Consider the following 23,372-nt stretch of genomic DNA (forward strand, 5'->3'; position numbering starts at 1 on the left):
GGCTGTCATGGATCAAAAAATGTCCGTCGGACGTATTCTGTCCGTGCTGCTGCTAGGCGCCTTCATTTCGATTTTGAATCAAACGCTGCTCAACGTGGCCATTCCACATTTGATGAATGATTTTAATGTATCTGCAACAACCGTTCAATGGCTATCCACCGGATATATGCTAACCAACGGGATTCTGATTCCTATCACTGCTTTTCTGATTGAGTCATTCGGAACACGTGCGCTATTCATCTCCGCGATGGGGTTATTTACGGCCGGGTCTGTCGTCTGTGCTACCAGTACCGGCTTTGCGCCTATGCTGGTTGGACGCGTTATTCAGGCCAGCGGAGCGGGCATTATCATGCCTGTGGTCATGAACGTGTTCCTGACTGTGTTTCCCCCCGAAAAACGAGGCGCTGCTATGGGGACCATGGGGATTGCCATGATGTTTGCCCCGGCGGTTGGACCGACTTTATCCGGTTGGATTGTGGAGCACTATAGTTGGAGACTGCTATTTTTGCTGGTGATTCCGTTGGCAATCATTGATATTCTGTTTGCCATACGCTGGCTCAAAAATGTATCCAAGCTAACGAAACCGAACTTTGACCTGTTGGGAACCATCTTTTCCACATTGGGCTTTGGCTTCCTGCTATATGGCTTTAGTTCAGCTGGAGACAAGGGCTGGGACAGCAATACGGTAATACTTACACTCGCTGCCGGTGTTGTGTTTATTGTATTGTTTATCGTGCGCGAGCTGAATATGGTACAGCCGATGCTGGAGTTCCGTGTGTTTAAATATGATATTTTTACCGTATCGACCTTAGTCGGGGCTACCGTCAACATGACGATGTTTGGCGGGATGCTGCTGCTACCGATCTATTTGCAAAATATACGTGGCTTTACGCCGCTGCAATCCGGTCTGCTGCTGTTGCCGGGTGCACTGCTGATGGGTGTGATGTCACCGATATCAGGGGCAGTATTTGACCGTATAGGCGCAAGGCCGTTGGCGATCATTGGACTGATTATTACAGCAGTCACAACCTGGGAATTCAGTCTGCTGACCGATGCCACCACCTACGGACATATTATGATCATCTATACGATTCGCAGCTTCGGAATGTCATTGCTGATGATGTCCGTCCAGACGGAAGGGCTAAACCAATTACCTGCCCATCTCGGTAGCCACGGTACAGCCATGTCCAACACAGTACGGCAAATCGCCGGGTCTATCGGTACCGCTTGGCTCATTACTGTAATGAGCAGCCGAACGACAATTCATGTAGCGGATTATGCGAATGTCGCTACCACCGCCAATGTTCCTTTAACCGAAGGGGTAGCACAGTTGGGACAAACCCTCGCGCAAACGGCGGGCATTTCAACAGAAAGTGGTTCATCGTTGGCGCTACAACAGGTGTACCGAAATGCCGTTACAGAATCGACGATCCATGGCATTAATGATGCCTTTATCATTGCTACAGGGATTGCGCTGGCGGGGCTATTGTTTTCCCTGTTTTTACGACGATCTACGCCGCGCCGAAGATAGACGTACAGCGTTGCGAGGCTGCAAAAGAAGGAGCACTCACCCCTTGGATTTTAAGAGGTATGAATGCTCCTTCCTGTTTGTCATCTTGTAACTTTTAGTCCTATGACCGCAATAAGCGCAGGCCATTCAAAATGACCAGTAATGTGCTGCCTTCATGCCCAATAACCCCAAATGGCAAGGCTATATCCTGCACAAAGTTGCTGATCACAAGCAGGAAAATGACACTTACCGCGAAGATCATATTTTGTTTGACCACCCGCTGCGCCTTGCGCGCCAGTGCTATCGTCGGAGCGATCTCCTCGATTCCATCGTTCATCAGTACCACGTCTGCGACCTCTAGCGCTGCTCCGCTGCCATGCATCCCCATGCCTAGTCCTACGGTTGCTGCTGTCAACGCAGGAGCGTCGTTCACACCGTCGCCGACCATGACGACATGCCCGTACTGCTCCCGCAGCATGCGAATATGGCTGACTTTGTCCTCTGGCATTAAGCCAGCATATACAGCGTCGACTCCGGCCTGCTCCGCGATCACAGCGGCCGTTTCTGGACGGTCTCCGGTTAGCATGACAACCCGGATACCCTGCGCTTGCAGGCGTTTCACGGACTCTTGAGCCTGCGGACGCAACTCATCGCGTAGTGCCAGCATTCCAGCAATCCGATCATCCGCGAGGATGATGGATACGGTTTTGCCCTCAGCTTCCAGCCGGGCCCGACTCTCCATCCACTCTGGCTCTGCCAGAGGACTAGGTCCATCCAGCACATCTGTGCGACCGATTTTCCATTTCACCCCGCCTATGATGCCTTCCATCCCCCATCCAGTGAGTGCCTGTACTTGCTCGGTTGGGAGAGGATCTCTCTGTCCCCATTCAGTTTCGGCTTTGGCTACAATCGCTCGCGCCAGCGGATGCAAAGAATAACTTTCAATTGTGGCAACAATCTGCAATAGCTCATCGGCATCGTATTCTGCGGCGGTAATCCAATCCGTGACGACAGGTGACCCCATCGTTAACGTGCCTGTTTTGTCAAAAGCAACAACAGAAGTCAATGCCATATTCTCCACATGTGCTCCACCTTTGAACAGGATGCCCCGTCGAGCACGGTTGGAAATGGCCGATAGCATCACTGGCATAATGGATGACACGAGCGCACAGGGTGAGGCCACGACGAGGAACACCATAGCCTTGTAGAACGCTGCTGCCCACGTCCAGCCTAATGCGATGGGTGCACCGACAATGACCATCAGCGTAACAGCAACAACAATTCGGGCGTACACCGATTCGAACGTTTTAATAAACCGCTGGGAATCAGGAACTTCGGTCTGAGCCTCTTCCACCATACGAATGATTTTTGAAAATAAAGTGTCCTCCGAGGACTGACTAACCTCTACATATAGCACGCCTTCTCCATTAATGGTGCCCGCATATACTTCGTCACCTTCCACCTTATTTACCGGAACAGACTCCCCGGTAATCGATGCCTGATTCACTGCCGAAACGCCCTTGGAGATTCGGCCGTCCGCCGGAATCAGTTCGCCCGGCTTCACCAGCAGCAGGTCGCCTGGCAACAGCTGTTCAATGCCGACTGTTTCCATCCCCTCACGAGATAAGCGCAAAGCCGTTTCCGGCTTCAACGCCATAAGCTCAGAAATATCCTTACTACTACGCTCGGTGGTATAGCTCTCCAGCGCACCGCTGAGTGCAAAAATAAAGATCAGCATGGCTCCTTCATTCCAATAGCCAATGGCCGCAGCTCCTAGGGAGGCAGCGATCATGAGCAGATTAACATCCAGATCATGTTCTCGGATCAGTGTTTCGACCCCTTCTCTGGCTTTGGACCAGCCCCCAAGGGCATAGGACACTACATACAGAATGACCGATAGCCATTGCCACCAATGGGAGACTCCCCATGCCATCAGCATCAGCAATCCACTACCTAGAGCAGCTTGCATCTCCTTATTTTTCAGCATGCTTTTAAGCTGAAATTGCGGCTTGCGATTCGGACCGGGTCGTCCGCTGCCACTGTTTTTTGAAAGGGTTCGGTTAGAGGGAGACAATGTATCTTGTAATCGTTGAGCAGCTTGCATCATGTCACGTTCCTTTCCATATTTTGTCCTTGTACTAGCATTTCATTGAGAATGATATCCATTGTTAAGTGCCCTAAAATAGCACATGCTGCTTCGGGAAGTCCGAAGCAGCATGTTTGACAATGAGAATGATAATCATTTTTGCATCTATACAATTATTTTGGATTAGAGAAACTTTTGTTTTATTATATACCTTTTCTTTTCCACTTGTAAACCAGCAATGGCCTAAATAAAAAAAGATACCCGCGCAAACACCGCAGGTATCTTCCATATTTAAAGCATCCTATTCCAAGAATTCCGGTTATCTTCAGGCTAAAGGAAACTTCCACGCATGATTGTGTGCAGTTCCTGAAGTGTGCTGACGATCTGCGGGCTGTTGCAGTCCCAAACGCGCAGCCGCAAGGCGTGCAGTGGGAACCGCTGTGTCCGGGCAAATGACCCCCGTCAGTTCATTCTCCCAGATCGAAATCCTATCCAGAGAATGGTTAATTTCATCTATTGCTACCCATAAAGGAAGCTCAGGCTTTACACGTCGAACAGCTTCCATTATGCATTTTATCGTATCACTATTATTCTCATGACCATCGACACCGGATGGAATCAACTGATCCTCAGCCCTAATGTCATCGGATGGAGTTGGTATGACTTCTAAAATGACCGTATCGGCAAAACGTGCCAGATCTGCAGCTTGAGCCACCTGCTTGATCTGTCGTGCGCTCACTTCGGACATGTTATTGGAATTGGCTGACTCCCCCGACCGTGCGGCTTGCCTGTGCCCTGTCTGACTTACGTTAGGCACCAAAGACGGGTCAACTGTCAAAAGCACGCCTACCCGATATGGAATGCACCGAAGACGCCCGCATAAAGTCTGCTCTGCAACGCCGTCAATCCAGTCTCGCGCTGCCCGGAATTCGTCCACGTCAGCCGGATTGCGCACTATAATCTCCAGCTTGGGTTCTCCCCCCTGCCGCACGCTCCGCAACGCCGCACGCAGTAATGCCTCCAGCTGCATATCTTGCAAGCTTCCAATACCCACTGCATTGTTCTGCTCAATTAGGGCTATAGTGAGTGGTGATCCGTTCAAAGACTCGAATAAGCTTTCATATTGTGTTTCCAGCAAACTGATAATTCGACGGGACAAATGCTCACACAATCCAGGCAGGCCAGATGCCTGGTTAAAGGTTTTGTACGTGTCAGATGCACGTGAACCGGGAATAAGGATGGGATCAGGCTCCCCGTCAGGGGCATGAATCGTCTGTCCAGACTCTGCTACGTCCAGATAGGCATAGCATAGTTTCCCTACACGGCCAGATGCCTGTGACAAGGGACCATGCAGAAGACTATAACCGTCATAACTGCCTATTTCTGATGCTGTCTCTGTGCTTATACGACTCAAACTTGCAGGAGCATCGGCATAAATCCGTATGGAGGTGCGCCTGTATTCATCGCTCCATTTTAGGAGTGTGCCCATTGCTTGCCCAATATCGTTGCCGTTATTCAGCATCGTTTCCCCAAGTAATTCCGGATTCGCAGCCATCAAAGCCTCTGCTCGACTGATTACGCCCTGCTCAGCTAAACCAACCAGCCAGCCCAACGGATCTTCCTCCTGCGTAGCAGATACTTCATGGCTGCCTGCCTTTAGCGTCTCCATAGCCAACCTCTGTGCAGCAGCCTCCATACCCGGCTCTGGAACTTTGAGATCCCGGCTATTTTTGCCACCCAACAGCTCTGCGAATACATGCATCAGTTTAGCCTCCATGCTATTAATCCATCCTTTCTTCCGTCAGCAAGTTGGCACACACGAATTCGAGTACCCCTCCAAACAAAGAAAACGCTTACCCATAATGGAGCAACCGAATCTTACATGGGCCTTACTTGTAAAGCCCCTACCTTAACGTATTAGGCACGCCACACATTTATACATTTCGGCAAACTACCCTACATCCCAAAATAAATCTCTATCCTGCTGGTACAAGATCACTCGAAAAAGGAACCTATAAAATAAACACCCCCGGTTTTCACAGGATGCCTATACATCCGATGCTAACCCAGAGGTGTCTATTTTTTTACTCGTAAGAACGAACCTTCAATACACGCATCACATTCAATACAGCTAGCAATGTTACACCTACATCGGAAAATACAGCCTCCCACATCGTAGCAATACCGAATGCTCCCAGCGTAAGAAACACAGCTTTGACACCTAGTGCAAATATAATGTTTTGCCATACGATACGACGTGTGCGCTTGGCGATATGGATCGCCGTAACCAGCCTTGAAGGCTCGTCGTTCATAATTACGATATCTGCCGCCTCAATCGCAGCATCCGATCCCAAACCGCCCATCGCTACACCGACATCTGCCAGCGCCAGTACGGGTGTATCATTAATCCCATCGCCTACGAACAAAATTTTGTCGCTCGTTTTTTTACTTGCAGACAACTGCTCGATGGCTTCGGCTTTGTGCTGAGGTAACAGTTCTGCCCGTACTTCATCCAAACCCAACTGTCGTCCTACGGCCTCGGCAACAGTCCGATTGTCACCCGTCAGCATGATGGTTTTCAACACACCCAACTTTTTCAGTGAAGCAACCGTTTGGGCTGCGTCTTCCTTAACCTCATCTGAAATCAGAATGCACCCGGCATACGTTCCGTCTACAGCCACATGTACGACCGTTCCTTCATCCAGCGTCCCTGCTTGCTGCGCCACGTTAAAAGCCACATGCTCCCGCTCCATCAGCTTGGCGTTCCCGGCTGATACCAGACGACCATCAATTTGTGCCTGAATCCCGTGACCGGATATTTCACTATATTGCTGAACCCGTTCTGCTCTGAGTTCTTTACCGTAGGATTCACGCAGAGAAGCAGCAATAGGATGTGTGGAATGCAGCTCAGCCAAAGCGACGGTTTCGAGCAGGGTTTCGTTTGTAAAATCTCCGGCAGGATAAATCCCTGTTACACGGAAAACACCTTTGGTGAGTGTGCCTGTTTTATCAAAAACAGCGTATTTCACATGATTCAGAGCTTCAAGATAGTTCCCGCCCTTGATCAGGACACCTGAACGGGAGGCTGCCCCAATTCCCCCAAAGAAGCCCAGTGGAATGGATACTACCAGCGCACAAGGACAAGAAATAACGAGGAAAACAAGCGCACGGTATACCCAATCTGCAAAATGTGCACCCGGCACAACAAGCGGTGGAACAACCGCCAACAACAGCGCTACAATAACCACTACTGGAGTATAGTATCTGGAAAATTTCGTGATAAACTTTTCAGTCGGCGCTTTTTTGGCACTCGCATTTTGCACTAATTCCAAAATTTTCGAGACCGCCGATTCACTAAATTCTTTGCTAACCTCTACCGTTAGAAGTCCGTTCGTATTGATAAACCCACTCAACACGTTGCTTCCCGGCTCTACGGTACGAGGCACGGATTCACCAGTCAACGCAGAGGTATCCACATGCGATTTACCATCTATAACCTTACCATCCAGCGGGATCTTCTCGCCCGGCTTAATTACAATCAAATCCCCAATGCGAACGTCTTCTGGGGACACTCTCCGTACGGACTCAGCCGTCTTCAGGTTGGCATAGTCCGGTCTAATATCCATCAGATCACTGATGGATTTACGTGAACGGTTAACTGCAATGCCTTGAAACAGTTCTCCGATTTGATAAAAGAACATGACAGCTACGCCTTCCGGGTATTCCCCAATCGCAAATGCACCAACAGTAGCCAGCGTCATCAGGAAGTATTCGTCAAAGGCCATTCCACGTACCAAACTGCGTGCAGCCTGCAAGACAACATCACCGCCAACGATGATATATGCCAGTAAAAATAGGGCCAACTTGCCTACACCTTCGACAGGTAACCACCAGGCAACAGCCGCAACGACCGCACCAATAGCCAAACGCGCAATCATGCGGCGCATACCGTCCGTACCGTGATCATGCGTATGCCCAGCGTGGCTATCATCTCCATGCGAATGTGAATGAGTGTGGGTAGCTTCACCATGTTCGTGCTCTGCATGGTGGTTGTGATGCTCGTGTGCATGATCCCCGTGGTCGTGTCCATCGTGCGTATGGGCTTGCTTGCCATGTGCTCCATGATGATGACCAGCGTGGCTGTGAGAAGCATGTTGCCCGACCTCGTGTTCACCTTCACCATGATGCTCATGACCGCATGCACAACCATCTGTGCAGTCTGGCTGTACTGCACCAGCATTGCTTCGGCTGTCTTCACGCAGGCGTCCACGAGCATTTTTTACAACCATTCGAACATGCGGCTCAAGTCTGTGGACCTTCCGTTCGGCTTGACGAAATATCTCTTCTTTTTGATCCGAACTTGTGGTCATCGTCAACGTTTTCGTAACAAAATTGACCGAGCAATCCATGACCCCTTCTATTTTACTGACTCCATTTTCAATCTTGAGAGCACAGTTGGCGCAATCCAAACCTTCCAAAATCCATTCATGCCGTTCCGTTCTTTTTAGAGCATCCATAGTCATTGGCCTCCAATTAACTATATATGAGCAACTGTTCATATATTATTTGTTAAGGCCATTATATTCAGGATCAGGGTCAAAAGTCAATGACTCTAGCCCTTTTTAACAAAAAAATCGACTTCAACGGAACGAACGCCAAAAGAGCGCCAATCGCTTGGCGCCCTCTGTTGTTTTATCCCAAAATTATTGATGTGATATGTGCTGATGGGTTTGCAAAAAGATCTGCTCCACATGATTATCATCCAGTGAATAAAACACCGTCTTGCCTTCTTTGCGTCGTTTGACAATACGCAGATTGCGCAAATAACGAAGCTGGTGGGATACCGCAGATTGTCCCATGTTCAACACCTGGGTCAGATCATGAACACACAGTTCTTTTTGTGCCAGGGCATAAATCAGCTTGATTCGTGTCGGGTCACCCAGTGCTTTGAACAGCTCCGACATTTTGTATGCGATGGAATCCTCAACAAGGGAAGATTTTATGCGCTCAATTTCCTGATCTGAACCGTGACAAGCCGGCTCGCAATCCAAAGCTTCCGTTTCAGAATTCATCCTTTTCACCCCGTGTATTTCGACTTGATGCTCCTATTATAGCAAATTCGTAGAGTTTACGAATAGCTTATATTACAGCTTGCCCTGTAACAGAAAACTTCCAAGTCACAATGCTTGCCTAACACTATAGCTTTACACTACTTAGAGCCTAATAAAGCTTAATTCAACGTTTTTAATACTTCATCACTGTAAGGAATAATTTCATCTATTTGTTGATCACGTAACTTCACCGCAAACGCTGGATCAACCAGCAAAGCACGCCCAACCGCAACCAGATCAGCTTCCTCTCGTTCTACTTGCCCCACGAGTTGTTCTAATCTTGTCTCTACATTACTGGATTGATCGGTTTGACGATTATTATTTTCAAAATCACTCAAAAAGGCCTTCTCTAAACCAATCGAGCCCACAGTAATCACTGGCTTGCCTGTTATCTTTTTGGTCCAAGCTGCCAAATTTAGATCAGACCCTTCAAATTCCGGTTCCCAAAAACGGCGGCTTGAGCAATGGAATACATCCACCCCGGCCTTCACTAATGGAGTGAGAAACTGTTCAAGTTCCTGTGGTGTTTGGGCCAGCTTTTCTTCATAATGGTACATCTTCCACTGGGAGAATCGCAATACAATTGGGAAATTCGGCCCTACTGCACGACGACAAGCCTCAATGACCTCCACCGCAAACCGAGTACGCTGGACCAAGTTGCCTCCGTATTGGTCGGTGCGCTTATTGGTTTTGTCCCAGAAAAATTGATCGATTAAATAGCCATGTGCTCCATGAAGCTCAATGCCGTCAAAACCCACTCGCTGGGCATCGGCAGCGGCCTGTGCATAAGCTGAAATAATATTCGCAATCTCAGCCTCCGTCAATGGCTCAACCACCTTTTCGCCGGCGGGAGAGATACCGGACGGACCGACAGGCAATGCCTCGGGATTCGGTTGATTATCTGCACCTATTTTACGGGCCGTACCCACATGCCAGAGCTGCGGTATAATCTTGCCACCTACCGCATGAACCTCCTCAACTACCTTGGCCCACCCCTTTAATCCCTCACCATAAAAATTAGGAATGCTTGTGTGCTCCACAGCTGCGGGATGATTAATAGCAGTTCCCTCTGTAATAATCAATCCAACTGCATTTTCCGCACGGCGACGATAATACGCGGCCACATCAGGCCCTGGGATACCTTGAGGAGAAAAATTCCGTGTCATTGGCGCCATAACAATCCGATTGGGAAGAGATAAATTACCTAACTTAAAAGGTTTAAACAGTAATTCTGTGTTCATTACTTTTTCCTCCGCTCTCCACTAGTATTATCGTTTTCACTCTACTGTTATACAATTCCATTTTACACATATGTAAACTTGAGTTCAAGAAGCCACAGTTTTTATTTTAATAAGCTACACAAAAAAAGAAGAAGCGGCTCTAAGTCCGCTTCTTCTTTCCTAATTCGTTTGTACTTGAGTGATTTTGCAAAAATCCTACTTATTAGTGTGCTACCATGTTGTATTCCATAATCCATACAGAACCACCAACAACGGTCAACAGGATAACTACCCCGAAAATCAAAGTCATGACATTCCAGCGTGGTCCATTGCTCTCACGAATGTGCATGAAGAAGAAAAGCTGAACCAGAAATTGCAGCACTGCCGCGGCTAAAATAACAACCATGGTCGAAGTGCGGCTCAACATATGATTCATAACCACACCGAGAGGAATGATGGTCAGTACGATGGACAGAATAAACCCGATAACATAGGATTTCACTGAACCGTGAGAATCATCATGACCATGCGAACCCGCTCCTGTTTGATGCTGTGCCATCTACATCACCCCCATCAAATAGACGACTGTCAGCAAGAAGATCCAGACAGCGTCCAAAAAGTGCCAGTACAAGCTCAATGCCGAAACTTTCCCCTTCGTCTCTGGTGTAAGCCCGCGTTTTTTCAACTGGAACATGAGTCCAATCATCCAAACCAGACCTAACGAAACGTGAAGTCCGTGCGTTCCGACTAAAGTGAAGAATGCCGACAAGAACGCACTGGTTCCAAAATTGGCTCCTTCGTGTACCAACTCAACAAACTCGTAAACCTCAAAACCGATAAAGCCAAGACCTAGGATCGCCGTCACGATTAACCAGTTAATTAATCCCTTCATGCTTCCTTTGTTCATGGCCAACACAGCCAGACCACTTGTGAAGCTGCTCGTGAGCAAGAGGAACGTTTCAATAATAACGCCCGTCATGTTAAACAGCTCTGCGCCACCCGGTCCTCCGGCTGTGTTGTTCCGAAGGACGACGAAGGTTGCGAACAAGGTACTGAACAGGATTACGTCCGTTACGAGGAAGATCCAAAAACCAAGCATCTTCAATTCTTGCGGATCGTGATGCCCGTGGTCATGATCATGGCTTTGGTGTGCTGCTGCTTGTGCCATTATACAGACCCCCTTATTGCCGCTTCCGTGCGTTTTACTTCATCCGCAGGGATATAGTAGTCGCCATCATAGGAGAAGAACGAACGGCAAATCATACAAATTGCCACACCGATCAGCCCTGGAATATAGAAGAACGACCATCCGAATACGAACCCGAAACCTGCAATGAAAAAGAATACCGACATAATGAATGGAATCGCCGAGTTCTTCGGCATATGAATCGCTTCAATTGGCGGTTGCTTTCTGAAAATACCTTTTGCACGTTGGTCTTTTTCTGCCCACCAGTCATCACGTTCTTCTACTTGTGGAATGGTAGCAAAATTGTATTCTGGTGCAGGTGAAGGAATCGACCATTCCAACGTATGACCACCCCAAGGGTCGCCTGTTGTATCCTTCAGCTTACGGTAATTCTTGATGCCCAGAAGAATTTGAAGAACCTGGAACAAGAAACCAATCCCCATCAAGAATGCCCCAACGGTCGAAACGAGGTTAAGCGGCTGCCAGCCGGTATCCCAGCCGTAAGTGCTCAGACGACGCGTCATACCCATCAGACCGAGAGAATATTGCGGAATAAAACATACATAGAAACCGATGTTCCAGAACCAGAAAGCCCATTTACCAGGCGTTTCAGGCAATGTGAAACCGAACATTTTAGGCCACCAATAGTACAGACCTGCCAAGTAACCGAACACTACACCACCAATCAGAGCGGAGTGAAAGTGAGCGATCAGGAAGTAACTGTTATGGAACTGGAAGTCAGCAGGCGCTACAGACAACATGACGCCTGTCAAACCAGCAATCAAGAAGTTCGGAATAAAAGCAATTGACCACATCATAGGAGTCTTGAATGTAATCTTACCCCGATACATCGTGAACAGCCAGTTAAATACTTTAACCCCTGTCGGTATTGCGATAACCATCGTCGAAATCGCAAAGAATGCATTAACATCTGCGCCTGATCCCATCGTGAAGAAGTGATGCGCCCAGGTGAAGAAGGACAAGATCGCAATAATGAACATGGCGTAAACCATGGACTTGTATCCAAACAATTTCTTTTTGGAGAATACGCTGATAACCTCGGAATAAATACCGAAGGCAGGCAAAACTACAATGTATACCTCAGGGTGACCCCACATCCAGATCAAGTTGATATACATCATTGGGTTACCGCCGAAATCAAGCGTAAAGAAGTGTCCTCCTCCGAAGCGGTCAAGGAACAGCAATGCCAAAGTAACCGTCAGAATCGGGAATGCGAAAATGATAATAACACATGACGAAAATACGGACCACGTAAAGACAGGCATTTTCATCCAAGTCATACCAGGTGCACGCATTTTAATAATAGTAACAATAAAGTTGATACCCGTAGCCAATGAACCTATACCCGAAATCTGAATACCCCAGATATAGAAGTTCTGACCGACGCCTGGACTAAATTGCAGTTCTGAAAGCGGTGGATAACTCAACCAACCTGCATCTGGCGAACCGCCGATAACGAAGGACAGGTTGAACAACATCGCTCCCATAAAGAAAAGCCAAAAGCTCAATGCGTTCAGGAAAGGAAACGCAACGTCACGCGCACCAATTTGAAGGGGTACAGCGATATTAAACAAACCAAACATCAACGGCATCGCCATAAACAGGATCATGATCGTGCCATGAGTTGTGAAAATCTGGTTGTAATGCTCAGGATGCAGTAGTGTAACATCCGGTGTAGCCAGTTGAACACGCATCAATAATGCATCCACGCCTCCGCGGAATAACATCAAGATGGCCGCAAGAATATACATAATACCGACTTTTTTATGGTCAACAGTAGTCAACCAGTTTTTCCAAAGCCAGCCCCATTTTTTGAAATAAGTGAGCACAAACACGATCCCGATCGTCGCTAATGCGATGGAGACGTCCGCTCCATAGATCATTGGGTCTCCAGTAACGAAGAAAGTGGATGCAAACTCTTTTATTTTGTCAAGCATTGGGGGCCTCCTTCCCTATAATCATTTAATTGTGTCCGCTCATATTCATATGACTCATGTCCATTGCCGCATGATCTTCTGTGCCGGACTGAGAAGAACCTTCTGTGGATGTAGCTTCACCATGTCCAGCATGTGGGTTAGAAGCGCCCTCCACTACATACTTGTTAACAATGTCTTTGAACAAGCCATCTGGAATCGAAGAATACTCATCAGGCTGGGACAAACCTGGTTTTGCAAGCGCCAAATAGCCGTCTTTCGTCAGCGGCTTAGACTGCTTTTTGATGTCAGCGACCCAGTTTTTATACTCTTCATCCGACTGGACTTCTACATCAAAACGCATTTGTCCAAAATGCTCACCGCTAAAGTTTGCACCCGAACCAAAGTAAGTTCCTTCGTGATCGGCCTGCAAATGCAGTTTCATAGCCATGCCTGACATGGTGTAGATTTGTCCGCCCAATTGCGGAATCCAGAATGAGTTCATCGGGGCGTCAGCAGTCAGTTCAAAACGGACTGGAACACCTTTAGGAATGTGAACTTGGTTAACTGTAGCTATACCTTCCTCTGGGTACATAAAGAGCCATTTCCAGTCCAGTGAAGTCACTTGAATGGTTACTGGCTTTTGCGTACTTGCCAACGGCTTGGAAGGCTCCAGCAAGTAGGTATATCTTGCAGTAATGACAGCAATAATACAGATAACGATAATTGGAATAGCCCACCATGTGGTCTCCAGCTTTTTGCTGTCATCCCAGTGGGGTTGATACTTCACCTTGTTTGTCGGTGTATCACGATACCGCCAAATGATGAAGAAAGTCAAAATCATGACCGGTACAATTATTAGCGCAGACAATGCCGTTGTAAGAATGATCAGCTCTTTTTGTGCTTGCCCAACGGGTCCTTTCGGATCGAAAACAACGTATTTTCCGCCAGCATAAAAACACGTCCAAATGAGCAATGCTACCGTGAGCACGGTCAAAACCAACGCAATAATCGCTTTTGGTTTTTTGTTCATGTTGTTCCCCTCTCCTTAAATAATAAATTACTCAAAACTTTACGAACTCCTGTAATGTTGCCCCTATATAAGATAGCAGAAAAGTGGCCACTTTTTTTATTGTTAACAGAATTGTCGATTATTTGTCCGTTTTTTGTGAAAAACATCTCTAAAAATAAAATTTCTCTTGCAAATTCAAAATTTCTTATTAATACAAAGATGACATAATAAAAACGTTATTTGTGTATCTTAAAGAAGTTATATTAAAGAAAAAAGCGGGACTCCTTACAGTTATCATCCTACACTGCTCGAAGCCCCACATTGTTGTTTTCGGCATATCTTTGCTTTAAATCATTTTTAAATTGTATTAACTGCGGCCGTTTTCCTGGTCTTCCTTCTTGCGTGCAATGACAAATGATTTCCCAACTAGAAAAATAAAAATCCCGGCAACAACGCAGCCAATGCCTGTCATTAAATATATATTCCGATCAGTTAAATTACCTATATCAAGCAAAATAAGGATAATACCTGCAATACAGGCGATCCAAGCGATAACAGATACCGTCCGGCTCATTTGCCCGTCAGTTGATCCTGATTTCCTAAAATTTGCAGCCATACCCTCCACTCCCTTCGGTCTAAAATAATTTTTAGCGCCCTCGTCTGGTATTTTTGTCAGTATGCACATATCTTGCTTCTTTATTCCCTTGGTCTCTACATACCTGAAACAACCCTCTGCATATCTTGACTATTATTACCCCGGAAGACCCAGTGTTCAAACAAAAGGGAGCAGAGACAGGCCTAAATCTGCCTTATTTTCAAAACACATCTCTTCGTTTATCGTTTAACGTCTGGTCTCCAACCAGTTATTACTTACTACATTTCGATACCAATAGTAACTTTCCTTCGGGGTGCGGACCTGTGTGCGGAAATCGACATGAATCATGCCAAATCTCATATTATATCCCTCTGCCCACTCAAAATTGTCCATAAGTGACCATGCCATATATCCTTTGACATGAAGGCCGTCATGAATAGCCCGGTGTACCTGCACCAAATGCTGCTGCATATACGAAATACGACGGTCATCCTGAACCTTGCCATTCACGACATCATCGTTGATACAAGCCCCATTCTCTGTGATATAAATATCGAGGTTACCGTATTTTTGCAAATAATGCAGTACCTCGTACAGCCCACGCGACTCCACTGGCCAACCGATATCCGTTACAGGTAGCCCCATATTGATTTCTTCAGATTGAAGAAACCCGGCTTCAGGATTAAAACGATTAACTGACATAGCATAGTAATTGATACCGATCATATCAATAGGCTCGCCGATAATATCCATATCCCCATCCTGAATAGGCACGGTGGCCCCCTGCTCCGCAAACCAGTCTACCAAAAACTGAGGATACGAGCCTTGATAAATAGGTTGAAGAAACCAGTCACTGTGCAGGGAAATAGTGCGCGCACAAGCGGCTTTATCTTCCTCAGATGTGCTGTAAGGAACAGCCCAGGAGACATTGGGAGCGATACCGATCTGGCCACTGGTGCCCAGCTCGCGGAAACGGCGCACAGAAAGACCATGCGCAACTAGCAAATGATGTCCTACATCAATGGCTGTCTGAAGATTTGTCAGACCCGGGGCATGAACACCCAGCATATTAGATAAAAAGGCGATGCACCATGGTTCATTGAATGTTAGCCAATGGTGTATTTTACCGTGAAACTCGCGGAACATCGTTTCTGCAAACTGGACAAACGCTTGAATCGTGCGACGATTCTCCCATCCTCCAGCATCCTGAAGCGCTTGAGGCAGATCCCAATGGTACAGTGTACAAAACGGTTCAATCCCATTTTCGTTCAACAAATCGACTACGCGATGATAATAGTCCAATCCTTCTTGATTGACTTCACCGTCACCATTGGGAAATATACGCGGCCAGGACACTGAAAAACGGTATGTACGAATGCCCAGTTCCTTCATTAGGCGGATATCTTCCTCGTAGCGATGATAGCTGTCACAAGCTACATTGCCGTTATCACCGTTGAATATTTTGCCAGGTGTATGGGCAAAGGTATCCCAGATCGACAAACCTCTCCCATCCTCCTCATAAGCTCCCTCGATTTGATAGGCTGCCGTCGCGGTCCCCCACATAAAGTCCTGCGGAAATTGAAAAATGGTCATATTGTCTCTTCCTCTCCTTCAATTATAATCGTATGTTGGTTCGTTATTTCCTGCTCTTTGGTAAAAATCCATGACAAAATAAATCCTCCATGCTCAGGATCAGGCAGAGCCTGACGAGCGTCTGCGCTAAACGGATGGGAATAGCGAATCGTGCAGCTTCCCGTCTGGACAGACGCGGTCAATTCAGCACGGACGAGCCTGGAACCAGACCATTCCATGCCGACCGTCATCCCGCCATGTCCCTTCAATCCACTGACCCTTCCCTCCGACCATGCCGTTGGCAAGGCAGGCAGTAACGTCAGCTCTCCCGGACGGCTTTGTAACAGCATTTCTGCAATCCCCGCCGTCGCACCAAAATTACCGTCGATCTGAAAAGGCGGGTGAGCGTCGAATAAATTAGGATAGGTCGATCGCGACAGCAACGTGCGAACATACCGATGTGCGGCGTCGCCATCTTCCAGCCGAGCGTACAGGTTAATCAACCAGGCACAGCTCCATCCGGTATGCCCACCACCGTGATCAAGCCGTCGACGCAGCGATATGCGGGCTGCCTCAGCCAGCTCCGGGGTATCACGGATGTGAATTTGTCGACCGGGATATAACCCATATAGATGCGAAACATGTCGATGCCCAGGCTCCGCTTCCTCAAAATCGACAAACCATTCCTGTAACTGACCGTGACGGCCAATTTGATAGGGCATCAACCTGTCCCGTGTCTCCTCGCAGCGGGTGCGGAACTCATCGTCTAATTCCAGCAGGTCCGCAGCTTGAATGCAGTTACCCAACAGCTCCCGAATCAGCGTCATATCCATGGTGGAGCCCATAGAGATACTGCAATCCTCGCCGTCCAGCGTTTTGAATTTATTTTCAGGTGATGTAGATGGACATGTCACAAGCCGACCCTCCGGGCCTTCCACGAGCCAGTCCATGCAAAAGGCTGCCGCCCCCTTCATGAGGGGATAAGCTTGTTCTGCCAGATAGGCTGTATCCAGGGTAAACAGATAGCGCTCCCATAGGTGAGCAGTGAGCCATACACCCCCAAGCGGCCAAAACGCCCAACTGGCATGGCCTCCTGAAGGTCCGGCGTATCTCCACACATCTACATTGTGATGAGCTGCCCACCCTTGAGCACCATAATGGATGGAGGCTACCCTCCGTCCCGTACGAGCCACTTCTCCAATCATGTGCAGCAATGGTTCATGGCACTCGGCAAGATTGCATACCTCTGCGGGCCAATAGTTCATCTGCGTATTGATATTGGTTGTATAATTACTGTTCCACGGTGGCTGCACCCGGTCATTCCAGATGCCCTGAAGATTGGCGGGCTGACTCCCCGGACGCGAGCTGCCCATGAGCAAATAGCGGCCATACTGAAATAACAGCACCTCCAGCCCCAGGTCGGCCTGACCTTTCTGATAACGTTCCAATCGCAGATCGGTCGGTAGAACGGAGTCGTCGGTTAGAGTATCACCTCCCAGTTCTAATGCAACGCGGTCAAACAACTTTCGATGATCCTGTTCATGGCGTTGCCGTACCTGCTCACTTCCCAGCGAAATTGCTCCGTCTAAAATGACTTGACATGCTTCTACTGATTCCGTTGCATCACTATTCGGCATAGCGTGAAATCCCTGAAATCCGGTAGCTGCTGCCAAATACACCGTGATTTTATCCGCGCCCGAGATGATCAGTGCTCCATCAGCACCCTTCGTCAAGGTTCCTCCCTCAGGAATAATCCTCGCCTGAACTGCAAAAGCCATCCCCAAATCATTTTCATAAACGACAGCCTGTGGATGATCGCCGTGATAATTAGATTCCACATGACTGGGCGCTCGCCCAGTCAACGTAATAAAGTCCCTGATCGGCTCATCGGATGGATCGCCATTATCGCTATCCCATTTGGATGAATCACCAAAATGTGCATCCTCTCCAACCTCGTCTTCACAAGGATGGGGGGAAGTGATGCGCACAGATGCATGGATCTTCCCAAGTTTATTCGCAGTCAGTGACACCATCATGATTCCATCTGGCGCACTGGCGATAACTTCACGGGTATAGCGGACTCCATCACTTTGAAAAGTGACCGCTGCCGTTCCGGTCAGCAAATCCAGTTCTCGCTCATAATGCACAATTTCCCCTAGGCCCTCCTGCGTAATCCACAAATCTCCCAAAGGCTGATAGGCTTCCGTATCGCGACCTAACATATTCGCATTAATCAGTTGTTCCGCTTCCTTGTATTTTCCATCTGCAATCAGTTTTCTGACAGGCTGCAAATATCGCAAAGCATCATACTGAACGCCGTCTCTGGGAAACCCGGACCAGAGCGTATCCTCGTTTAATTGCAAATGCTCCTCTCTGATTCCGCCAAATACCATAGCTCCCAGTCTTCCATTGCCGACTGGCAATGCTTCCTCCCATACCTCAGCAGGCTGGCGATACCATAAACGCAGGGACTGTGGTCTTTTGCCTTTCGTCACATCAAACCCTCCCCCATCAAGATGAAACAAAGCGCTAATCCCGTATGGACCATAAGGACAAGCGCTCTGTCATTCCGGCATTCAAAATTTCGTTAAAAGCAGTCAGCTATTTAGAAGCCTTACCGCTCCATAACTCCACTCTGTCCTTTACCAGTTGCGTGTATTGCTGTTCCATTTGGACAGCTCCGGCGGCATCCAGTTCTTTAATCATGTTGTCGTATACCGTATCAAAATTGGAAGCTGGTGCTAAAATAGCTTCGGGTATACGTTTGCGGATAATGTCTGTCGTTTTTTTGAATGTAACGTTATAGTTGGATTCATTGTCTGTTGTCAGGTTATAGGCTGCGCCCCAAGGCTTTACATCAAATTCTTTCTTGTCCGGGAACAGATCTTTCCACGTTTTTACGCCATACGCTTTAAGTGATTCTTTCTCTGGCTTCGAATAAGCCGCGATAATTTGTTCCGGGAATTTGGCTGTATAGTAGTTACCTGTAGGGTCCTTCACGCCGTCACCATAGTGTCCGCTCATAAGCGTGTACAAATCTATACCCGTGGATTTGTTGAAGTTGGTTGTATTGTTCGTCTTTTGCTCCAGTACATCAGCCGGAATGACGCGTTTGCCGTCTTTGATCTCATAATGCTTGCCCTCGATCCCCCAGTTCACTAGCACCTGTCCTTCATCGGAAGCTAAATAATCAAGGAATTTAATAGCCCGCACCGGGTCCTTGCAATTTTCCGTAATCCCTACACCATAACCGGACGCGAAGCCCGTATCCTGAAAGGAGCTATCCTTGTATTTCTCCGAAAGTGTAACTGGAAAATGCGCGTAGCTGGAATCGGCCTTGCCTGAAGCTTTTAATGCATTTTCGGCATCCTGATACCCCCACTCCTGATCAATCAGACCGAGGACACGGCCGCTGGCAATTTTGGATTTGTATTGATCACTTTTTTGCACAAACGAATCTTTATCGAGCAGCCCTTCATTGTACATGTGGTTCAACCAGCGGAAATATTCCTTTTCTTCAGGACGTTTGTAATGAAGCTTCGCTTCAAATGTTTTGGGATCAATAAAATATTCACCATCATCTGGCGCTCCAGTCGTCTGGAAGGCAGGATTCGTTACGGTAATCATAATTCTCCAGTCGTCTGCATCCAGCGTGAGTGGGATCGTTTTTTTGCCATTGATCGTTGGGTGCTTGGCTGTATAGGTTTTGAGTACGTTTTCATAATCCTGTAGCGTTCTTACCTTTGGATAACCTAACTCCTTGAGCACCTTATGCTGAATTTCAAATCCGCCCGTCGCGTCAAAACTCTCCTGTCCCACACCTGCATACGTAGGAAGGACATAGATAGATTGATCTTTATTACTGTATTTCAAACGATCCATATAGGGTCCATATAGCTTTTTGAGGTTGGGTGCGTGATCGTTGATCAGATCTGTCAGATCAATCATGGCCCCCGCATCCACAAGCTTGTTAATATTCGCTTTAGGAGAAACCAAGTCCGGGTATTCTCCACTTGCTGCCATCAAAGCAATTCGGTCATCTCCACCTCCACCGCTGACATCAAATTCCGCATTCAAGGTTACACCTGTTTTCTTGGTGATTTCCTTGCCTATTTCATCCTTCATTCCATTCCATTGCGGGCTTGTATCTGCTCCGAAGAAGCTAAACGTAATCGGGTCTGTGCCGCTGGACGTGCCTTCCTTCGCTGCTTTATCGCTTCCTCCACAACCTGCAAGTGCGGTAAGAGACACCGCGAGCAAGGGAATCAGTGCAAATCTGGACCAGTGTTTGTTCATGTATAAATCCTCCTATATTCCTATGATGACTTCTCCTGCAAATAACTTCTATTTCACTACCGGTATCCCGATTTTTATGATTTCACTGCCCCCAGCGTCATACCGCCTACAAAATATTTTTGCAAGAATGGATACACCATCAGGATGGGGAGCGTAACCGTAATCGTGATTGCCATTTTAATCGACTCTGGTGAAATTTGGGCCATTTGCTTAGCCATATCGTTACTATTCGTCATACTGGAGCCGCCTTGCTGCGTACTTTGCAGTATCTTCATCAGCTCATACTGTAGCGTCGTCCATTGCGGCGCCCCACCATTATACAAATACGTATCAAACCAAGCATTCCACTGACCTACTGCCAGAAAAAGAGCAATCGTTGCCAATACTGGTTTGCACAGCGGCAAAATAATTCTCCAGTAAATCGTAAAATCATTCGCCCCATCGAGTTTGGCTGACTCCTGCAGCGCATACGGCAAACCGTCCATAAAGGAACGAATAACAAACACGTTAAATGCGCTAATTAAGCCTGGAAAAATGTACACCCAAAACGAACCCAGCAGATGCAGATCACGCATCAAAATAAACACGGGCACCATCCCGCCGGAAAAATACATCGTCAACGCCAAAAACGTAGAAATAAACTTACGAGCGCGAAACTCGACCCGACTCAATGTAAAAGCAAGCATTGACGCGCAGATCAATCCGAGTACCGTCCCGACCAAAGTACGAAGAATAGATATTTGCAGTCCCTGAAGAAGGCCATCGTACTGGAAAATCGTTTTGTAATTTTCGAGCGTAAATTGGCGGGGCCATATATAAATACCACCGCGAACCGTGTCCGTTGAATTGTTCAGGGAAATCGCAAGTACGTTCAGAAACGGGTACAGCGTCAACACCACGATCAGAGCCATGAGGATATAATTGAACAGATCAAACAGCTTCTCAGATCGTGTAGCATTAAATGCCTTATTCGTCATTTCGCCTCTCCCTCCCTACATAATGCTTTCTTTAGTTAGTTTTTTGAATATACCGTTCGCCGTAAACAACAGCAGAATGCTAACCAGCGAGTTGAAAATACCAATTGCCGTCCCATAAGAGAAGCGACCCAAATTAATCCCATAATTGAGCGCGTACAGATCCAGCACCTCGGAATAATCCGTCACGAGACTATTGCCAAGCAAGAACTGCTTTTCAAAACCGTTGCTCACCAGATGTCCAATCGCCATAATGAACAGAACGGCAATCGTCGAGCGGATACCCGGCAGTGTAATATGCCACATCTGTCTCCAGCGTCCCGCTCCATCCACGCGCGATGCTTCATACTGTTCTTGATCAATTCCGGTGATTGCAGCTAAATAAATAATCGTATTCCAGCCCGTCTCTTTCCAGATGTCGGAAGCGGTTACAATGTACCAGAACCAGCTCCCCTTTGCCATGAACTGAATCGGTTCATCCACAATATGAAGCGCTACCAATATATCGTTGACAATGCCTCCGTCAATGGACAGCATCTTGGTGACCAAACCGGCTACAACTACCCAGGATACAAAATGCGGGAGGTAGGATATTGTCTGCACAAACCGTTTGAACAGCATACCACGCAGCTCATTTAATAGAATTGCAAAGAAGATCGGTACGACAAAACCAAATATAATCCCCATCAGGCTCATCGCTAGCGTATTGCGTAATACCAGATAAAATCGTTCATCCTGAAATAGCTCAATAAAGTTATTCAGCCCTACCCATTTCTGGTCCGAAAAAGATTTGGCTGGCTTATAATTTTGAAACGCCATCGTCCAGCCCCAGAGTGGAAGATAGCTGAAAACAAACACCCATATGACGAAAGGAATAGACATAAAATAAAGATACTTTTGCTGCTTCACACTATCCCACAAGCCTTTTCTACCACGTTCAGGCTTCGGGCCGCGAGCCTTGCGCGGTCTTCCCCGGTTGGATTCAGGAATCACAGCTCCATTACTGGAAGCGGTTTCAGTTGAAGATCCCATAACAAGCTCCTCCTCATCTCTAGATAACTATTATCATACTTTGCTGGCTTGAAAGCGGGTACCCGACGAATTAGGAGAAAAATCAGTTCAAAATTAGATATATGGGATGAAAAAAATTACATTCGTACCACTACGCATGCGGATGGTGCTTCCCTCGCTGTTGTCCCCGGATTTCTTGAATAAGCAACCAAAGGTAGAAATCCGGGGACAAAGGCGACCGCTTCGCTTGTCCAGCACCATTCCGCCTGCTCCGTTCTCATGTAAATTTTCTGAGAGAAGTCTTGTAAAAAACAAAAGATCAGCAATGTAAGCTGATCAGTGGTAAAGGATAATGCATATTGCACCACAGGTGGATGATGGTATATACAGACTGTCGCAATTAACCTAATTGATTAAAGGAAAAAAATAGCTTTCTAGCATCAATGTGCTAGAAAGCTATTTTGATTTATTTTACCGTGATCGTCCCAAAGTACATGTACATGCCACAATTATACTCATATACCCCCGGCTTCAAGTCCTTGACGGTAAAATAATTATTTTCGTGATCCAGGTAAACGTCCATTCCGATCTTCAACGACTGCACTTCATCAATGCAAGTAAAGGATGTCATTTTCTTGAAATTGATTTTGGTTGGAACGCCAGCTTTCACTTCAATATTTTTAGGATAGAAACCGTCCCCTTTTACACCCACTGTAACAATCTCATATTTGGTCTTGTCGGGCTCTTCCTGAGCTTGTTTAGGTTGACTGGCCGGAAACGACGACACGCTCCCTTGAAAATAAAACAAGACAAACCCGCCCATACTCAGGGCTACAAAACCAATCAGCATCAAATGCCAATGCTT

At 47.2% G+C, this 23,372-nt stretch carries 18 protein-coding genes; 1 reads left to right on the forward strand and 17 read right to left on the reverse strand.

Annotation, left to right across the window (positions count from 1 at the left end; all coding sequences use genetic code 11):
* Positions 1 to 7 precede the first annotated feature (7 nt).
* Positions 8 to 1,531, forward strand: coding sequence for a DHA2 family efflux MFS transporter permease subunit (locus tag ACWGXJ_RS21095; protein WP_452567542.1), 1,524 nt, complete (start codon positions 8 to 10; stop codon positions 1,529 to 1,531).
* Between the two features lie 100 nt (positions 1,532 to 1,631).
* Here ACWGXJ_RS21095 and ACWGXJ_RS21100 read toward each other — a convergent pair whose 3' ends face one another.
* The 17 genes from ACWGXJ_RS21100 to ACWGXJ_RS21180 form a co-directional block, all read right to left on the reverse strand.
* The gene (locus ACWGXJ_RS21100; protein WP_452567938.1) at positions 1,632 to 3,614 is read right to left on the reverse strand and encodes a heavy metal translocating P-type ATPase; all 1,983 of its coding nucleotides are present in this window, start codon (positions 3,612 to 3,614) and stop codon (positions 1,632 to 1,634) included.
* Positions 3,615 to 3,687: 73 nt separating this feature from the next.
* A complete protein-coding gene (locus tag ACWGXJ_RS21105; protein ID WP_322174755.1) occupies positions 3,688 to 3,885 on the reverse strand; it encodes a hypothetical protein in 198 nt (65 codons plus the stop codon).
* A gap of 36 nt (positions 3,886 to 3,921) precedes the next feature.
* Complete coding sequence (locus tag ACWGXJ_RS21110) at positions 3,922 to 5,373, reverse strand: PEP-utilizing protein (protein ID WP_452567543.1); 1,452 nt, start codon at positions 5,371 to 5,373, stop codon at positions 3,922 to 3,924.
* A gap of 307 nt (positions 5,374 to 5,680) precedes the next feature.
* A complete protein-coding gene (locus ACWGXJ_RS21115; RefSeq protein WP_452567544.1) occupies positions 5,681 to 8,113 on the reverse strand; it encodes a heavy metal translocating P-type ATPase in 2,433 nt (810 codons plus the stop codon).
* Positions 8,114 to 8,299: 186 nt separating this feature from the next.
* On the reverse strand, positions 8,300 to 8,668 hold the full coding sequence (locus ACWGXJ_RS21120) for an ArsR/SmtB family transcription factor (RefSeq protein ID WP_007432172.1): 369 nt from the start codon (positions 8,666 to 8,668) through the stop codon (positions 8,300 to 8,302).
* 158 nt (positions 8,669 to 8,826) lie between these two features.
* A complete protein-coding gene (locus tag ACWGXJ_RS21125; RefSeq protein WP_322174744.1) occupies positions 8,827 to 9,948 on the reverse strand; it encodes an NADH:flavin oxidoreductase in 1,122 nt (373 codons plus the stop codon).
* Between the two features lie 202 nt (positions 9,949 to 10,150).
* Positions 10,151 to 10,486 carry a cytochrome o ubiquinol oxidase subunit IV gene (gene cyoD, locus ACWGXJ_RS21130; protein WP_013311980.1) on the reverse strand — a complete coding sequence of 112 codons (336 nt, stop codon included), beginning with the start codon at positions 10,484 to 10,486 and terminating at the stop codon, positions 10,151 to 10,153.
* A complete protein-coding gene (gene cyoC / locus ACWGXJ_RS21135) occupies positions 10,487 to 11,095 on the reverse strand; it encodes a cytochrome o ubiquinol oxidase subunit III (protein ID WP_023990327.1) in 609 nt (202 codons plus the stop codon).
* Entirely contained in the window at positions 11,095 to 13,071 is a 1,977-nt protein-coding gene (locus ACWGXJ_RS21140) for a cbb3-type cytochrome c oxidase subunit I (RefSeq protein WP_235309930.1), read from the reverse strand. The genes cyoC and ACWGXJ_RS21140 overlap by 1 nt, the downstream gene beginning before the upstream one ends.
* 25 nt (positions 13,072 to 13,096) lie before the next feature.
* A complete protein-coding gene (gene cyoA, locus ACWGXJ_RS21145; RefSeq protein WP_061828908.1) occupies positions 13,097 to 14,080 on the reverse strand; it encodes a ubiquinol oxidase subunit II in 984 nt (327 codons plus the stop codon).
* Positions 14,081 to 14,426: 346 nt separating this feature from the next.
* Complete coding sequence (locus ACWGXJ_RS21150) at positions 14,427 to 14,675, reverse strand: hypothetical protein (RefSeq protein WP_061828909.1); 249 nt, start codon at positions 14,673 to 14,675, stop codon at positions 14,427 to 14,429.
* Positions 14,676 to 14,900: 225 nt separating this feature from the next.
* Complete coding sequence (locus tag ACWGXJ_RS21155; protein ID WP_061828910.1) at positions 14,901 to 16,247, reverse strand: GH1 family beta-glucosidase; 1,347 nt, start codon at positions 16,245 to 16,247, stop codon at positions 14,901 to 14,903.
* Positions 16,244 to 18,721: a glycoside hydrolase family 95 protein gene (locus ACWGXJ_RS21160; protein WP_452567545.1), complete on the reverse strand. Its 2,478-nt coding sequence runs from the start codon at positions 18,719 to 18,721 to the stop codon at positions 16,244 to 16,246. Before ACWGXJ_RS21160 ends, ACWGXJ_RS21155 begins: the two co-directional genes overlap by 4 nt.
* Before the next feature lie 106 nt (positions 18,722 to 18,827).
* Positions 18,828 to 20,522: an ABC transporter substrate-binding protein gene (locus ACWGXJ_RS21165; RefSeq protein ID WP_348620615.1), complete on the reverse strand. Its 1,695-nt coding sequence runs from the start codon at positions 20,520 to 20,522 to the stop codon at positions 18,828 to 18,830.
* A 74-nt stretch (positions 20,523 to 20,596) separates the two neighbouring features.
* Positions 20,597 to 21,499 carry a carbohydrate ABC transporter permease gene (locus ACWGXJ_RS21170; protein WP_023990333.1) on the reverse strand — a complete coding sequence of 301 codons (903 nt, stop codon included), beginning with the start codon at positions 21,497 to 21,499 and terminating at the stop codon, positions 20,597 to 20,599.
* Positions 21,500 to 21,514: 15 nt separating this feature from the next.
* Positions 21,515 to 22,528 carry an ABC transporter permease gene (locus tag ACWGXJ_RS21175; protein WP_446675610.1) on the reverse strand — a complete coding sequence of 338 codons (1,014 nt, stop codon included), beginning with the start codon at positions 22,526 to 22,528 and terminating at the stop codon, positions 21,515 to 21,517.
* Positions 22,529 to 22,973: 445 nt separating this feature from the next.
* Positions 22,974 to 23,357: a cupredoxin domain-containing protein gene (locus ACWGXJ_RS21180; protein WP_452567546.1), complete on the reverse strand. Its 384-nt coding sequence runs from the start codon at positions 23,355 to 23,357 to the stop codon at positions 22,974 to 22,976.
* Positions 23,358 to 23,372 lie beyond the last annotated feature (15 nt).

This window comes from Paenibacillus sp. S33, from assembly GCF_053615415.1.

Excerpts from the sequence above, each read along its gene's own strand:
- ACWGXJ_RS21125 (WP_322174744.1), bottom strand. The coding sequence starts at position 9,948 with ATGAACACAGAATTACTGTTTAAACCTTTTAAGTTAGGTAATTTATCT.
- ACWGXJ_RS21140 (WP_235309930.1), bottom strand. The coding sequence starts at position 13,071 with ATGCTTGACAAAATAAAAGAGTTTGCATCCACTTTCTTCGTTACTGGA.
- ACWGXJ_RS21175 (WP_446675610.1), bottom strand. The coding sequence starts at position 22,528 with ATGGGATCTTCAACTGAAACCGCTTCCAGTAATGGAGCTGTGATTCCT.
- ACWGXJ_RS21115 (WP_452567544.1), bottom strand. The coding sequence starts at position 8,113 with ATGGATGCTCTAAAAAGAACGGAACGGCATGAATGGATTTTGGAAGGT.
- ACWGXJ_RS21170 (WP_023990333.1), bottom strand. The coding sequence starts at position 21,499 with ATGACGAATAAGGCATTTAATGCTACACGATCTGAGAAGCTGTTTGAT.
- cyoC (WP_023990327.1), bottom strand. The coding sequence starts at position 11,095 with ATGGCACAAGCAGCAGCACACCAAAGCCATGATCATGACCACGGGCAT.
- cyoA (WP_061828908.1), bottom strand. The coding sequence starts at position 14,080 with ATGAACAAAAAACCAAAAGCGATTATTGCGTTGGTTTTGACCGTGCTC.
- ACWGXJ_RS21110 (WP_452567543.1), bottom strand. The coding sequence starts at position 5,373 with ATGGAGGCTAAACTGATGCATGTATTCGCAGAGCTGTTGGGTGGCAAA.
- ACWGXJ_RS21150 (WP_061828909.1), bottom strand. The coding sequence starts at position 14,675 with ATGGCTGCAAATTTTAGGAAATCAGGATCAACTGACGGGCAAATGAGC.
- ACWGXJ_RS21120 (WP_007432172.1), bottom strand. The coding sequence starts at position 8,668 with ATGAATTCTGAAACGGAAGCTTTGGATTGCGAGCCGGCTTGTCACGGT.
- ACWGXJ_RS21155 (WP_061828910.1), bottom strand. The coding sequence starts at position 16,247 with ATGACCATTTTTCAATTTCCGCAGGACTTTATGTGGGGGACCGCGACG.
- ACWGXJ_RS21105 (WP_322174755.1), bottom strand. The coding sequence starts at position 3,885 with ATGGAAGATACCTGCGGTGTTTGCGCGGGTATCTTTTTTTATTTAGGC.
- ACWGXJ_RS21100 (WP_452567938.1), bottom strand. The coding sequence starts at position 3,614 with ATGCAAGCTGCTCAACGATTACAAGATACATTGTCTCCCTCTAACCGA.
- ACWGXJ_RS21165 (WP_348620615.1), bottom strand. The coding sequence starts at position 20,522 with ATGAACAAACACTGGTCCAGATTTGCACTGATTCCCTTGCTCGCGGTG.
- ACWGXJ_RS21095 (WP_452567542.1), top strand. The coding sequence starts at position 8 with ATGGATCAAAAAATGTCCGTCGGACGTATTCTGTCCGTGCTGCTGCTA.
- ACWGXJ_RS21180 (WP_452567546.1), bottom strand. The coding sequence starts at position 23,357 with ATGCTGATTGGTTTTGTAGCCCTGAGTATGGGCGGGTTTGTCTTGTTT.
- cyoD (WP_013311980.1), bottom strand. The coding sequence starts at position 10,486 with ATGGCACAGCATCAAACAGGAGCGGGTTCGCATGGTCATGATGATTCT.